Source organism: Enterobacter sp. BIDMC93 (assembly GCF_001037805.1).
Lineage (GTDB): Bacteria > Pseudomonadota > Gammaproteobacteria > Enterobacterales > Enterobacteriaceae > Enterobacter > Enterobacter hormaechei_C.
Window position 1 is genome coordinate 2,171,701 of record NZ_KQ089962.1, and the last position, 15,091, is coordinate 2,186,791.

Genomic DNA, 15,091 nt, shown 5'->3' on the forward strand with positions numbered 1-15,091 from the left:
TTTTAAGGTGGAAGATAAAATGACCAATTTGAAAGCAGTTATACCGGTAGCGGGTCTGGGCATGCACATGTTGCCCGCCACAAAGGCCATTCCTAAAGAGATGCTGCCGATCGTTGACAAGCCGATGATTCAATACATCGTCGACGAGATTGTTGCTGCTGGGATCAAAGAAATCGTTCTGGTGACGCACTCTTCTAAGAACGCCGTCGAGAACCACTTCGACACCTCTTATGAACTCGAGGCGCTTCTTGAGCAGCGCGTTAAGCGTCAGCTTCTGGCAGAAGTTCAGTCTATCTGTCCTCCTGGCGTGACCATCATGAACGTGCGTCAGGCGCAGCCGCTGGGTCTGGGCCACTCCATCCTGTGCGCGCGCCCGGTGGTGGGTGATAACCCGTTCATCGTGGTTCTGCCGGACATCATTATTGATACCGCTTCCGCCGATCCGCTGCGTTACAACCTAGCGGCAATGGTCGCTCGCTTCAACGAGACGGGCCGCAGCCAGGTGCTGGCGAAACGTATGAAGGGCGATCTCTCTGAGTATTCCGTTATTCAGACCAAAGAGCCACTGGAGACGGAAGGGCAGGTGAGCCGGATCGTTGAGTTTATCGAAAAACCCGATCAGCCGCAGACCCTGGACTCTGACCTGATGGCAGTCGGCCGTTATGTGCTGAATGCGGATATCTGGGCTGAGCTGGAAAAAACTGAGCCGGGCGCCTGGGATCGTATCCAGCTGACCGATGCGATTGCTGAGCTGGCGAAGAAGCAGTCGGTTGATGCCATGCTGATGACCGGCGACAGCTATGACTGCGGTAAGAAAATGGGGTATATGCAGGCCTTTGTGAACTATGGCCTGCGTAACCTGAAGGAAGGGGCGAAGTTCAGAAGCCGGATTGAGAAGTTGCTGGCTAACGACTAATACTTCTTCCGCAGCCTGAAAGACTTCATGCGCGGCAGCCATCATCTTGTTATGTTGTTACATAACTAAAATGATGGCTGCCGCTTTTTGCTATTAATTCCTATAATAACAGGGAGTTATCTGCTTCAAATCTGGGCTGATTTGTAACGATTTATGCTTGTTTCCGAATCCATTTAGGACGACAATTAACGCCAGTTTTTGTCTGAAATCAGACAGTCAATCTTATATTCAACACGCGCTCAGTGCACTGGTAGCTGTCAAGCCAGGGGCGGTAGCGTGCAAAATTTCTGAAACCTGAATTAATACCAGGGTTCAGAACGCCAATATCTCGACATATCTACAAAACGGAATAGATAACGTGAAAATTCTTGTGACGGGTGGAGCCGGCTTTATCGGCTCAGCGGTTGTACGACATATTATTACTAATACTCAAGATGAAGTCGTTAACGTGGATAAACTGACGTATGCCGGCAACCTCGAGTCCCTTAACGATGTCAGCGCCAGTGAACGTTATGTGTTTGAGCATGCAGATATTTGTGATAAAGCGGCTATGGATCGTATTTTTGCTGAGCATAATCCGGATGCGGTAATGCATCTGGCGGCAGAAAGCCACGTAGACCGTTCCATTACCGGCCCGGCGGCATTCATTGAAACCAACATTGTTGGGACATATGTGCTTCTGGAAGCTGCACGTGCTTACTGGTCAACGCTCGATGACGCGGCGAAAAAAGCGTTTCGTTTCCATCATATCTCCACCGATGAAGTGTACGGCGATCTGCCGCACCCAGATGAACTCCCGGCATCCTCAGAGCTTCCGCTGTTCACTGAAACCACTGCCTACGCGCCAAGCAGTCCATACTCTGCCTCCAAAGCGTCCAGCGACCATCTGGTTCGCGCCTGGCTGCGCACCTACGGTTTCCCGACGATTGTCACCAATTGTTCAAACAACTACGGTCCGTATCATTTCCCGGAAAAGCTGATCCCGCTGGTGATCCTGAACGCGCTGGACGGAAAAGCGCTGCCGATTTATGGCAAAGGCGACCAGATCCGCGACTGGCTCTATGTTGAAGACCATGCCCGTGCGCTTTACACCGTTGTGACTCAGGGTAAACCGGGGGAAACTTACAACATCGGTGGTCACAACGAAAAGCAGAACCTGGACGTTGTGCACACTATTTGCGATTTGCTGGATGAGATCGTGCCGAAAGAAGGCTCTTACCGTGATCAAATTACTTATGTTGCCGATCGTCCAGGACATGACCGCCGCTATGCGATTGATGCGCATAAAATTGGGGTGGAGCTGGGCTGGAAGCCTGAGGAGACGTTTGAAAGCGGAATTCGTAAGACTGTGGAATGGTATCTGAGCAATCAGGAGTGGGTTAACAACGTTAAAAGTGGTGCTTATAAAACCTGGATCGAACAGAACTACGGGGAACGTCAATAATGAACATTCTTCTGTTCGGCAAAACAGGGCAGGTAGGCTGGGAGCTTCAGCGCGCGCTGGCTCCACTTGGCAATCTGATTGTGCTTGATGTGCATTCTAAAGATTACTGCGGTGATTTCAGCAACCCGGAAGGGATTGCTGAGACGGTTCGTAATATAAAACCTGACGTGATCGTCAACGCAGCCGCACATACCGCAGTGGATAAAGCAGAGTCGGAACCAGAGTTTGCGCAGTTACTGAATGCGACAAGCGTTGAGGCTATCGCGAAAGAAGCTGCAAAGATCGGCGCCTGGGTTGTTCACTACTCCACGGATTACGTCTTCCCGGGTGATGGTGAAACCCCCTGGAGTGAAACGGATGCGACGGCACCGCTGAATGTTTATGGTCAGACGAAACTGGATGGCGAAAAAGCATTGCAGGATAACTGCCCTAATCACCTGATTTTCCGCACAAGCTGGGTATATGCAGGTAAAGGCAACAATTTTGCCAAGACCATGCTGCGTCTGGCTAAAGAACGCAAAGAACTTTCTGTCATTAACGATCAGGTGGGTGCCCCAACAGGCGCTGAGCTATTAGCCGATTGTACCGCCCACGCCATTCGTCTCGCGATGGTGAAACCCGAAGTTGCCGGGCTTTACCATCTGGTCGCTTCTGAGACGACAACCTGGTATGACTATGCGGCGCTGGTGTTTGAGGAAGCCCAAAAGGCAGGCATTGAGTTGGCTATAGAAAAGCTGAATGCTGTACCAACTACGGCATATCCGACACCTGCGCGTCGCCCGCATAATTCACGTTTAAATACCATGAAGTTCCAGCAGAACTTCAACCTGGTCCTGCCAGCATGGCATGTTGGTGTGAAACGTATGCTGGCTGAGCTTTTCACGGCGCAATCCATTTAATCAATTGAAAAATGCCCGTTTACGGGCATTTCGTGTTTATAGAGAAATCATAATGGCTACACGTAAAGGTATTATCCTTGCCGGCGGATCCGGCACTCGTCTCTACCCTGTGACCATGGCTGTAAGCAAGCAGCTGCTGCCAATTTACGACAAACCCATGATTTACTACCCGCTGTCTACGCTTATGCTAGCAGGGATTAAAGATATTCTGATCATCAGTACGCCGCAGGATACTCCGCGCTTTGAACAGCTGCTGGGGGACGGTAGCCAGTGGGGGTTAAACCTTCAGTATAAAGTTCAGCCAAGCCCGGACGGACTGGCACAGGCCTTTATCATTGGCGAAGAGTTCATTGGTGACGATAGCTGTGCGCTGGTGCTGGGCGATAACATTTTCTATGGTCATGACTTGCCAAAACAGCTGGAAGCAGCAGTAAACAAAGGTGACGGTGCTACCGTATTCGCCTACCACGTCAACGATCCTGAACGTTATGGCGTGGTAGAGTTTGATAAAGATGGCACTGCAATCAGCCTGGAAGAGAAACCGCTCGAGCCGAAGAGCAACTATGCCGTAACGGGACTCTATTTCTATGATAACGATGTAGTGGAGATGGCTAAAAACCTGAAGCCTTCTGCACGCGGTGAGCTGGAAATTACCGACATCAACCGTATTTACCTGGAGCAGGGTCGTCTGTCTGTTGCAATGATGGGGCGCGGCTATGCGTGGCTGGATACAGGAACCCACCAGAGCCTGATCGAGGCGAGCAACTTTATCGCGACAATTGAAGAGCGTCAGGGACTAAAAGTGTCCTGCCCTGAAGAGATTGCATTCCGAAAAGGTTTTATTGACGCAGAACAAGTTGAAAAGCAAATATCACATCTTCGTAAAAATGCTTACGGTAAATACTTAATGAAAATGATTAAAGGCGAAATATAATAATGAATATCATAAAAACTTCAATCTCCGATGTGCTTTTATTTGAACCGAAAATATATAATGATGATAGAGGTTTCTTTTTCGAAAGCTTTAATCAAAAAATATTTGAGGAGGCTATAGGGCATGAAGTAAATTTCGTCCAGGATAATCACTCAAAATCTTGCAAAGGGGTTTTGAGAGGATTGCATTTTCAAAAGCCCCCCTTCGCTCAAGGTAAACTAGTACGTTGTATTGTTGGCGAAGTTTACGACGTTGCAGTAGATTTAAGAATAGACTCTTCAACATATGGTAAATGGGTTGGGTATAAACTTTCAGCTGATAATAAGAGACAGTTATGGATTCCAGAAGGGTTTGCTCATGGATTTGTTGTGCTGAGTGATAATGCAGAATTTGTCTATAAAACAACAAATTATTATAATCCATGTAGCGACGCAGGATTAATCTGGAACGACGAAAAGTTAAATATATCTTGGCCAAATATGGAGGCGTTTGTCTTATCAGATAAGGATATGAACCTTCCAACTTTTGACGATTATTCTAAAGATAATTGCTTCTAATGTAACAGGTCGATTAATGTTAATCCTACTATGCTTCGTCGTTTTCATTATAAGGTTGTTCTGGCTTTTTTATTTTAAGAGAAGCTATCATATTGGTTTTCTCGTTCCTTTTTTTCTTGAAATAATTTTTGTATATCCATATTTATTTATGGATACTTTAGGCCTTTATTGGAGCTATTTAGGGTTCATCCTAAATTATACAATTGTTACAGTTGTACAAATTGGGGCAGCATGTAATATTATGCTGCCAAAAAAAGATGTGCTTTTTATAACAGCGAAGCATAGTTATAAGTTGTTAACTACTCTTATAATATTATCATTTGTTGGTGTAATTTCTAATTTACCAAATCAGGTTTTATTTCCGAGCAATATAGACTCACTATTTGCGTTGTCGCATTCAAACGCTGTTGCTCGTTATGATGGAACATTAAAAGTTAGTGCAATATATAAAGTTAGTTCGATTTTTGCATACTTTACCACTTTTTTAATGGGAATGATGTATGCAACATCTCGCACCAAAAAAATATTGTTATTTATTTTGCTACATTTTGGTGTAATCCTTATCGATAGCGTGGTTATGGCGGCTAGAGCTGGAATGATGTTGCAGCTTTTCTGTTTTCTGGCAAGTTTTTATGCTTTTTCATATTACAATTCATCGCGAGAAAATTACCGTGTGACCTTTAAAAAAATATTGCTGTCCCTGATTTTTGTATTAGTGATTTTTTTATTTTTTGTGACTATTCAGGTTGTGAGAGGCGGTAAAACTGAATATGATATCACTGGTATAGTATCCCATGTTGTTACTTGGTTTGTTGGTTATATCCCAGGGTTTGATTACTGGATAAATAATTTATATGACTATGATATAACCTATGGTCAGCGCACATTTGTTGGTCTTTTCGACATATTAGGGATTTCTGAGCGTGTATCTGGCGTTTATCCAGCTATTGATATAGGCAATGGAAGGATCTCTAATATATTCACAGCATATCGTGGGTTAATTGAAGATTTTTCAATGCTAGGACTCTATGTCGCATTAATTATCGTAGGTATCCTTCTTTCATGTATTCCTAATATTGTAGTAGCCCGCCAGGCAAAATTTCTTGCTCCTATAACAAGTTTTATTGTCTTCTTCTTTTTTTGGTCCTATGTGATTAATCCTTTTTCGTATAATGTGATACTTTTTGCCGCTCTGATGTTTTGGGTATATTTTATAATGTTTGTGAGAATGAAATCTTGTGATTAAAGATATCTTAAAGGATAGTTTATATTACCTTATTTCGAAATCAATTGTTGGTGTTTTGAGCCTCCTCGTCATATGGTTGACCTTAAAAATATATGGGGTAAGTCAATACGGTGAATTTTCTGTTTTATATGTCTTGGCCTTGACTATATCTAATCTATGTTTCACGTGGTTGGCTCAATCCTATATTAGGATGAACAGGCACAATGATTATGATAAACGCTTGTTGCAGGCAGGGTTAATAGGTTCAACAATTTTATGTGCAATTATAGTATATGTTGGTTCGTTTCTATTAGAATATCAGTATATAGCATGCGTATTGCTTGCCCTGACGAGTGGATTTTATAGTGTTGGTCGCTCTTTACTGCAATCAGAAAGAAAAATAAAAGTATTCTTTTATTATGATTTATTTAGGATAGTTATCCAAATTATATGTGCTTATGTTTTTTCATTTTTCTTTAAGGGGATTAATGGACTCATCATTGCTTGTTCGTTATCATGTTTTATTTTTATAATGACATTCAAGCCAGCTTTTTCTATTGGCCTACGCATTGAATCTTTTTCGGGTTTGAAAGAGGGGTTGCTGAACTGGTTAAAATTTGGTCTGCCTGTAGCAGTTTGGATAACAATAGCTTCTGGCCAGTTATTAGTTGATCGAAAGATTATAATTACTTTTCTTAACACTTATGAATTGGGTATTTATTCTGCTATATATGACTCTGTTGTTAAGATATGTGCGTTAATAGTCATTCCACTTTCAAATGCATGTTATCCTATTTTGGTTTTTAATGAAACTGCTAATATTAATTATAAAAAAATAGGCTGCTATCTTAGTCTTGTTTCAGTTGCGATAGCTTCTGTTTCCGCATTGCTTGTATATAATTCATATGATTTTATTGTTAATTTCATTAATATAGGTTTATCTAAAAAAGATTTAGGTATTTTGATTTTTGGGATTATTTTATGGCAGTTGGGTTTGCTATATCAAAAGCCTTTAGAAATGCAGAAAAAAACATACGCTATGCTAATTAACATAGTCTTGTGCCTTATTATCTCAGTTGTGGTAAATTTAAATTTCGTAAGTGCACTGGGAATAAGCATTTTCCCCATATCAGTAGCAATAAGTTCATTATGTTATTTAATGCTAACATATATTTGGATTGAAAAATGAATGTTGATGCTTTGTTTGTAACCGTTTCCTACAATAATACAGATATGACCCTTCAATTTATAGAGTCATGGATAGGAATAGATAAGTCCGATGAAAATATTCTGATTGTTGTTGATAATTCAAGAGAAGAGGACTTCTATTTAAAAAACAAAATTGAAAAATACGATAATATTTATTATATTCGTCAATCCGAAAATCGTGGCTACATGGCTGGTTGTAATTACGGTCTCGAATATGCTAAAGAAGAGTTGAAATTGAAATGTAAAGCTATTATATATTCAAACAATGATATTACTTTTGAAAGCACCGATATTATAACCAAAATTTGTCATCATTTTCTTAATGATAATGATCTGGCTGTTATTGCGCCTTCCGTGTGGGATGCTTTTGAAAATAAAGAGTTTAACCCTTTTATGGTTAATCGCCCACCTCTTAAACACTTCGTCAGAATGAGAAAAGTTTTTCAAAATTATTGTGCTGCTAAAATCATTGAGTGGGTAGCAAAGAAAAGACCAAGGAAGAATAAAGGCCATTTTAAATCTGGAACGGTTATATACGCACCTCATGGAGCGATTTTTATTTTAAATGCTAGATTTTTTTATAATAATTTACCAGATGACATGTATTTTTTATACGGTGAAGAAATTACCGTTGGAGAGTTTTGTTGCGAAAATAACAAAACTGTGGTGGTCGATTTTAATATCAAAATAAAGCATCATTCACATTCCACTACTGGAAGAGGCCTATCGAAATTTACTTTCATGGCAAAAAAAAATGCTATCAATTATTTAATGAAAAAATATAAATGGATTTAATATGAAAGTCTTACTGGTAGGGTCATTAAATACTATATTTATATTCTCATACGCTGACTATTTTATAGCGAAAGGATATAGTGTTTTTATTCTAAATACTTCGTCAACTGTTGATATAAATTCAACTAAATATACAGGAATAAATTTGTATGAGATTAAAAATTATAACACTTCTGACTTCGGCAAGATAAAGAAAATTGTTAGTTATTTCAAGCTTGATACCATGAATATTTTTTGGTGGCTTTATTCGAATTTTTTTGAAAAAAAAACATTAGCAATATCCCAGCAGAAAATAATTAGAGGTGTATTTGAGAAGTATGGTTTTGATTTTGCTTTTTGTTTTTGGGGGACAACACTTCGAAAGGAAGTAGATACTATAAAAAAGATCCTCAGGCAAAGTGGATCACAAACTAAATTGATTCTTAGCGTAAGCACATATCCCGTAAGATATAATGTAAGTAAGCAAAGAGGTTTTTCATGGCTACTCTTAAAGAAAGACAAGAACTATTTCGATTTGTTTGATGGGCTAATTATTTCTGGTGAGTTGATGAAAGGCGCCATTATTGATTATCTTTCTTATAAGAAAAAATATTTAATCATGAAAGATTTTTTACCCTCGCATTTTTTTGGCAATGATGAAAATAAATCAAAGAAAGATTTAATCTTCCTTGGAAATGTTAGATTTAGCGAGAGGACTTTAGATAATGTCTCATCACAGTTATTAGCAATTGCTGATGCAGGAATTAATGTTTGGGTTCAGTATCCATGTGACTTAGCTCATGTAAATATTAAAACGTTTAAACCATTCTCTTTGCAAGCAATTTCTAACGGAGATTTAGGCCGTTTTATGGCGAATTTTAAAGCTAGTGTAGTGCTTTACAATAATGCCGATAATTTGAGGATGGGTACAACATTTCCAACTCGATTTGCCTTGGGTATGCTCGGTTGTCACCCTGTTTTTATCCCAGCAGGGATATTTAATACTTTAGAGGATTTAGGGGATTTTGTCTTGACATATCATGACATTGATGAACTTATAAATAAATTTTCAAGCATTCAAGACAAAAATATCAATATGAGAAATTATATGCTGGATGGTGAGGTTAATAAAAAGCGTTTAGATGATTTTATTAAGGGCGTCCTCAATGATAACTGACAAGACAAGTGTGAAACTATGATCGAACCATTAGTATCGGTAATAATGCCTTCGTATAATTCCGAAGCAACAATTGAAGAGTCTATATTATCCGTATTGAAACAAAAATACGAAAATTGGGAGTTGATAATTTCCGATGATAACTCGACTGATAATACCATTAATATTATTCAAGATTATGCCAAGAAGGATCATAGAATACAAGTTGTAAGACATACCATAAACAAAGGTGCAGGATTTGCTAGGAATGCAGCAATTGAAAGAGCAGCAGGGCGATATATAGCATTTTTAGATAGTGATGATTTATGGGATGAAAATAAGCTAGGCACGCAAATAGCATTTATGGAAGAAAATAATATTGCTTTTACCTATTCCCAATATAGAAAAATAGATATGCAAGGTAATTTAGGAAGGATAATATCACCACCTTCAACTATAACATATGCCGAACTCCTAAAATCGAATGTTATCGGTTGCTTAACAGCAATATATAATCAAGAGGTTCTAGGGAAGACTTTTATGCCACTAATTAGAAAGCGCCAAGACATGGCATTGTGGTTAGATTTGTTAAAAATAACTGAGAAAGCCTATTGTATACCGTCTGTATTGGCTTATTACAGAGAAGGTCAAAAAAGTTTATCTTCTAATAAATATAAGATCCTGATTTCACAATGGTATTTTTATCGTAATTATATAGGTTTGAATGTGTTGAAATCAGCTTATTATTTTTCTTTTTACATATATAAAGCTGTTAAAAAACATGGTTTATAAATCAATGTTGCCTCTTCTGGCATATATAAGTTATATTAATTTTTCATAAAATGTAATTAGTCGCGAAAAATACGCGGCGACCACACCTGACAGGAGTATGTAATGTCCAAGCAACAGATCGGCGTTGTCGGTATGGCAGTGATGGGGCGCAACCTGGCGCTCAACATCGAAAGCCGTGGTTATACCGTCTCCGTTTTCAACCGCTCCCGTGATAAGACCGAAGAAGTCATCGCTGAAAATCCAGGCAAAAAACTGGTTCCTTTCTATACGGTTAAAGAGTTCGTTGAGTCTCTGGAAACACCTCGTCGTATCCTGTTAATGGTGAAAGCGGGCGCAGGTACCGATGCAGCTATCGATTCACTGAAACCGTATCTGGATAAAGGCGACATTATTATCGATGGCGGCAACACCTTCTTCCACGACACCATTCGTCGTAACCGTGAACTGTCTGCTGAAGGCTTCAACTTCATTGGTACCGGCGTATCCGGCGGTGAAGAGGGCGCTCTGAAAGGTCCATCCATCATGCCTGGCGGTCAGAAAGAAGCGTACGAACTGGTTGCGCCAATCCTGACTAAAATCGCAGCCGTAGCTGAAGACGGCGAGCCGTGCGTGACCTATATCGGTCCTGATGGCGCTGGTCATTACGTGAAAATGGTTCACAACGGCATTGAATATGGCGACATGCAGCTGATTGCTGAAGCCTACTCTCTGCTGAAAGGCGGCCTGAACCTCTCCAACGAGGAGCTCGCAGAGACCTTCACCGAGTGGAATAAAGGCGAGCTGAACAGCTACCTGATCGACATCACCAAAGATATCTTCACCAAGAAAGATGAAGAGGGTAAATACCTGGTTGATGTGATTCTGGATGAAGCTGCGAACAAAGGTACCGGTAAATGGACCAGCCAGAGCTCTCTGGATCTGGGTGAGCCGTTGTCCCTGATCACCGAATCCGTCTTCGCACGTTATATCTCTTCTCTGAAAGAGCAACGCGTCGCGGCATCTAAAGTGCTGTCTGGTCCCCAGGCTAAACCAGCCGGCGACAAAGCTGAGTTCGTTGAGAAAGTCCGTCGTGCACTGTACCTGGGTAAAATCGTCTCTTACGCGCAGGGCTTCTCTCAGCTGCGCGCGGCATCTGACGAGAACAACTGGGATCTGAACTACGGCGAGATTGCGAAGATCTTTCGTGCCGGCTGTATCATTCGCGCTCAGTTCCTGCAAAAAATCACCGATGCCTATGCTGAAAATGCGGGTATCGCCAACCTTCTGCTGGCGCCTTACTTCAAGCAGATTGCAGACGACTATCAGCAGGCGCTGCGTGATGTTGTTGCGTACGCCGTGCAGAATGGTATCCCGGTTCCAACCTTCTCCGCTGCGGTGGCGTACTATGACAGCTATCGTGCTGCCGTTCTGCCAGCGAACCTGATTCAGGCACAGCGTGATTACTTCGGTGCGCATACCTATAAGCGTACGGATAAAGAAGGTGTGTTCCACACCGAATGGCTGGATTAATCTGATTTAACTCAGTCTGATAGCATGGCCCGGTGAGACTCACCGGGCTTTTTTTATCGCTTTCAGTCCCATGTTGACTTACTTTCTCCAGCCAACCACTTTCATTGCCGCATAAATCACTACGTTTATCCCTTTCTGAAGCAAGGCATTCGCCTTGACAGTCCCTCAACTTAAGAGGTAAAAACCTCAACAGTTGTTTATTGCGGTGGTGTGCTTACGCCTCCAGAAACTCAAACTTGAAGAAGTTAAACGAATGAAAATAACCATCTCCGGAACAGGCTATGTTGGTCTCTCAAACGGTATTCTGATTGCACAAAACCATGAAGTGGTTGCGCTGGATATCGTGCAGGCAAAAGTGGACATGCTTAACCAGAAGAAGTCCCCGATCGTCGATAAAGAGATTGAAGAATACCTCGCGACCAAACCGCTGAACTTCCGCGCTACCACGGACAAAGAAGATGCTTACCGCGATGCGGATTTCGTCATCATCGCCACCCCAACCGACTACGATCCTAAAACTAACTACTTCAATACATCAACCGTTGAAGCGGTGATTAAAGACGTTACGGCAATCAACCCGAACGCAGTGATGATCATCAAGTCGACAATTCCAGTGGGTTTCACCAAATCGATTAAAGAAGAGTTGGGTATTGATAATGTCTTCTTCTCGCCGGAATTTCTCCGCGAGGGCAGGGCGTTATACGATAACCTGCACCCATCCCGTATCGTGATTGGCGAGCGTTCCGAGCGCGCAGAGCGTTTTGCTGCGTTGCTTCAGGAAGGCGCAATCAAAAAAGATATTCCGGTCCTGTTCACCGATTCCACCGAGGCAGAGGCCATTAAGCTTTTCGCCAATACCTATCTGGCGATGCGTGTGGCTTACTTCAACGAACTTGACAGCTATGCCGAGAGCTTAGGTCTGAACACCCGTCAGATCATCGAGGGCGTGTGTCTTGACCCGCGTATCGGTAACCATTACAACAACCCGTCCTTCGGTTACGGTGGTTACTGCCTGCCAAAAGATACCAAGCAGCTGCTGGCTAACTATCAGGCGGTGCCGAACAACCTGATTTCCGCCATTGTGGATGCCAACCGCACGCGTAAAGACTTCATCTCGGATTCCATTCTGGCGCGTCAGCCGAAAGTGGTGGGCGTGTATCGCCTGATCATGAAGAGCGGTTCCGATAACTTCCGCGCTTCTTCCATTCAGGGGATCATGAAGCGTATTAAGGCGAAGGGCGTGCAGGTCATTATTTATGAACCGGCCATGCAGGAAGATGAGTTCTTCCACTCTCGCGTCATTCGCGATCTGGATGCATTCAAGAAAGAAGCGGATGTAATTATCTCCAACCGTATGGCGGAAGAGCTGGCGGACGTGAAAGATAAAGTCTATACCCGCGATTTGTTCGGCAGCGACTGATTAAAATCGTGATATAAAAAAACCCGGCACTCTGCCGGGTTTTTTGTTTTTAAACGTTATAGAAGTTGCGGTACCAGTCGACGAAGTTTTTCACGCCTTCTTTGACTGAGGTTTGTGGTTTAAACCCAATAACGTCATACAGCGCTTTGGTGTCCGCACTGGTCTCCAGCACGTCCCCCGGCTGGATCGGCATCATATTTTTCACCGCTTCTTTGCCCAGCGCCTCTTCAAGCGCGGTGATGTAATCCATCAGTTCGACAGGTGAACTGTTACCGATGTTATACACGCGATACGGGGCAGAACTGGTTGCTGGCGAACCGGTTTCGACCGTCCAGTCGGCATCTGCCTGAGGAATGACGTCCTGTAGGCGAATAATCGCCTCCGCAATATCATCGATATAGGTGAAGTCGCGCTTCATCTTGCCGTAGTTGTATACGTCGATGCTGTTGCCTTCAATCATGGCTTTGGTGAATTTGAACAGCGCCATGTCCGGTCGGCCCCATGGGCCATACACGGTAAAGAAGCGCAGGCCAGTGGTCGGCAGATTGTACAGATGCGAATAGGTATGCGACATCAACTCATTGGCTTTTTTGGTTGCCGCATACAGGGAAACCGGATGGTCTACGGAGTCGTCAGTAGAAAACGGCATCTTACGGTTGAGGCCGTAAACCGAACTGGATGACGCATAAAGGAGATGCTGAACCTTGTTGTGGCGACAGCCTTCCAGCACGTTCAGGTGACCTACCAGGTTAGCATCTGCGTAGGCATGCGGATTTTCCAGCGAGTAACGCACGCCCGCCTGTGCGGCAAGATGGATTACGCGGTCAAACTTCTCATCAGCGAAGAGCGCAGCCATGCCCTCGCGGTCCGCTAAGTCCAGCTTGTGGAAGGTGAAACTCTCGGATTTAAGCAGTTCAAGGCGAGCGAGTTTGAGGTTAGGGTCATAGTAATCATTCAGATTATCAAGCCCAACAACTTCATGCCCTGCATCAAGCAGGCGCTTGCTGACATGAGAACCGATAAAGCCCGCCGCGCCCGTTACCAGAAATTTCATAGCTTCCCTCATTTACAGTGTTCTTATTGATGCCCCAGACATCAGAATCCAACTATGATAGCGCGTCGCCTTTAACTTACATAACCCATCTTTCCGATATAACTCATCGGATTCTTATAGAAAATTCTTCAGCAACAGATACACTAAGGGAACAAGATTATTTTTGCCCTTTTTCATCTGTTAGGGATTGTATGACGCAAAACAACAATAACCTGGTCGCACGTAACAATGACCCGGAGCAAATTGATTTACTTGATGTAATGCTACAGCTGTGGCGTGGTAAGTGGGTAATAGGGGCTTTTATTGCTGCTTTTATCGTTCTTGCTGGCGTTTACATCACTGTAGCCAAAGAGAAATGGACGTCATCAGCCATCATAGCCCAGCCTGATGCGGCACAAATCGCCACCTATTCCAATGCATTGAATATCCTCTATGGCGGGGCTGCTCCCTCCATGTTAGACATTCAGAATCGTGCTATTGGACGTTTCAATTCCTCCTTCTCGGCATTAGCTCAGGCGCTGGAGAATCAGGAAGATCCGGAAAAACTGACTATTGAGCCTACGGTTAAAGGACAAAGTTTGCCTTTAACCGTAAGCTATCAGGGCGAATCCGCTGAAGCAGCTCAAAAGCAATTAGCTCAGTACATTCAGCAGGTTGACGAGCAGACGGCAAAAGAACTGACGCTTGATCTCAGAGATAACCTCAAGCAGCAGATCACAACCCTGAACGACTCCCTCCAGAATCAGGAGAAAGTTGCTCAGGAGCAGAAAGATCTACGCATCAAGCAGATTACTGAGGCGCTGAAGAACGCAGAAGCCGCTAAGATCACCACTCCGCAGCTTCAACAGACTCAGGATGTTACTCAGGAAACCATGTTCCTGTTGGGTACCGTAGCGCTCAAGTCAATGGTTGATAACGAAGCGTCTCGCCCGCTGGTCTTCTCAGGCGCTTACTACCAAACCAAACAAAATTTACTGGATATTCAGAACCTCAACGTTAACCCAGACACTATTCACGTCTATCGTTACGTCATGAAGCCGAACCTGCCTATCCGACGCGACAGCCCGAAAATTGCTATTACCCTCATCCTTGCCGTACTGCTCGGCGGAATTATCGGTTCTGCTGTCGTCCTCGGCCGTAACGCGCTGAGAAACTACAAACCAAGAGCCTGATTTACACACAAAAAAAGACCGGGTTTCCCC

The 15,091-nt window shown here is 43.1% G+C and carries 14 protein-coding genes; 13 read left to right on the top strand and 1 reads right to left on the bottom strand.

Going from position 1 to position 15,091, the window contains the following annotated elements:
• Window positions 1–19: 19 nt before the first annotated feature.
• The 12 genes from galF to ugd all read left to right on the top strand — a co-directional run bounded on the left by galF (window position 20) and on the right by ugd (window position 12,835).
• Window positions 20–916 (top strand): GalU regulator GalF, encoded by an 897-nt coding sequence (galF, locus tag SK58_RS10210; RefSeq protein ID WP_032669522.1) that lies wholly within the window; start codon window positions 20–22, stop codon window positions 914–916.
• A 358-nt stretch (window positions 917–1,274) separates the two neighbouring features.
• Entirely contained in the window at window positions 1,275–2,360 is a 1,086-nt protein-coding gene (rfbB, locus tag SK58_RS10215; RefSeq protein WP_048219791.1) for a dTDP-glucose 4,6-dehydratase, read from the top strand.
• Window positions 2,360–3,259 carry a dTDP-4-dehydrorhamnose reductase gene (gene rfbD / locus SK58_RS10220; protein WP_048219793.1) on the top strand — a complete coding sequence of 300 codons (900 nt, stop codon included), beginning with the start codon at window positions 2,360–2,362 and terminating at the stop codon, window positions 3,257–3,259. The genes rfbB and rfbD overlap by 1 nt, the downstream gene beginning before the upstream one ends.
• A 52-nt stretch (window positions 3,260–3,311) precedes the next feature.
• Complete coding sequence (rfbA, locus tag SK58_RS10225; protein WP_048219795.1) at window positions 3,312–4,193, top strand: glucose-1-phosphate thymidylyltransferase RfbA; 882 nt, start codon at window positions 3,312–3,314, stop codon at window positions 4,191–4,193.
• Window positions 4,194–4,195: 2 nt separating this feature from the next.
• Window positions 4,196–4,750, top strand: coding sequence for a dTDP-4-dehydrorhamnose 3,5-epimerase (rfbC, locus tag SK58_RS10230; protein ID WP_048219797.1), 555 nt, complete (start codon window positions 4,196–4,198; stop codon window positions 4,748–4,750).
• 16 nt (window positions 4,751–4,766) lie between these two features.
• Window positions 4,767–5,996: an O-antigen polymerase gene (locus tag SK58_RS10235; RefSeq protein WP_048219799.1), complete on the top strand. Its 1,230-nt coding sequence runs from the start codon at window positions 4,767–4,769 to the stop codon at window positions 5,994–5,996.
• A complete protein-coding gene (locus tag SK58_RS10240) occupies window positions 5,989–7,164 on the top strand; it encodes a lipopolysaccharide biosynthesis protein (protein ID WP_048219802.1) in 1,176 nt (391 codons plus the stop codon). Before SK58_RS10235 ends, SK58_RS10240 begins: the two co-directional genes overlap by 8 nt.
• Entirely contained in the window at window positions 7,161–7,979 is an 819-nt protein-coding gene (locus SK58_RS10245; protein WP_048219804.1) for a glycosyltransferase family 2 protein, read from the top strand. The genes SK58_RS10240 and SK58_RS10245 overlap by 4 nt, the downstream gene beginning before the upstream one ends.
• Before the next feature lies 1 nt (window position 7,980).
• A complete protein-coding gene (locus SK58_RS10250) occupies window positions 7,981–9,135 on the top strand; it encodes a glycosyltransferase family protein (RefSeq protein ID WP_048219806.1) in 1,155 nt (384 codons plus the stop codon).
• An 18-nt stretch (window positions 9,136–9,153) separates the two neighbouring features.
• Window positions 9,154–9,906 (top strand): glycosyltransferase family 2 protein, encoded by a 753-nt coding sequence (locus tag SK58_RS10255; RefSeq protein WP_048219808.1) that lies wholly within the window; start codon window positions 9,154–9,156, stop codon window positions 9,904–9,906.
• A gap of 102 nt (window positions 9,907–10,008) precedes the next feature.
• Complete coding sequence (gndA, locus tag SK58_RS10260; protein WP_045350282.1) at window positions 10,009–11,415, top strand: NADP-dependent phosphogluconate dehydrogenase; 1,407 nt, start codon at window positions 10,009–10,011, stop codon at window positions 11,413–11,415.
• Window positions 11,416–11,668: 253 nt separating this feature from the next.
• On the top strand, window positions 11,669–12,835 hold the full coding sequence (ugd, locus tag SK58_RS10265; protein ID WP_003859477.1) for a UDP-glucose 6-dehydrogenase: 1,167 nt from the start codon (window positions 11,669–11,671) through the stop codon (window positions 12,833–12,835).
• 49 nt (window positions 12,836–12,884) lie between these two features.
• On the opposite strand, the gene SK58_RS10270 is transcribed toward ugd, so the two are convergent.
• Window positions 12,885–13,889: an NAD-dependent epimerase gene (locus SK58_RS10270; RefSeq protein ID WP_048219810.1), complete on the bottom strand. Its 1,005-nt coding sequence runs from the start codon at window positions 13,887–13,889 to the stop codon at window positions 12,885–12,887.
• A gap of 191 nt (window positions 13,890–14,080) precedes the next feature.
• On the opposite strand from SK58_RS10270, the gene wzzB reads away from it, so the two are divergent.
• Window positions 14,081–15,061, top strand: coding sequence for an LPS O-antigen chain length determinant protein WzzB (wzzB, locus tag SK58_RS10275; RefSeq protein ID WP_017693102.1), 981 nt, complete (start codon window positions 14,081–14,083; stop codon window positions 15,059–15,061).
• Window positions 15,062–15,091 lie beyond the last annotated feature (30 nt).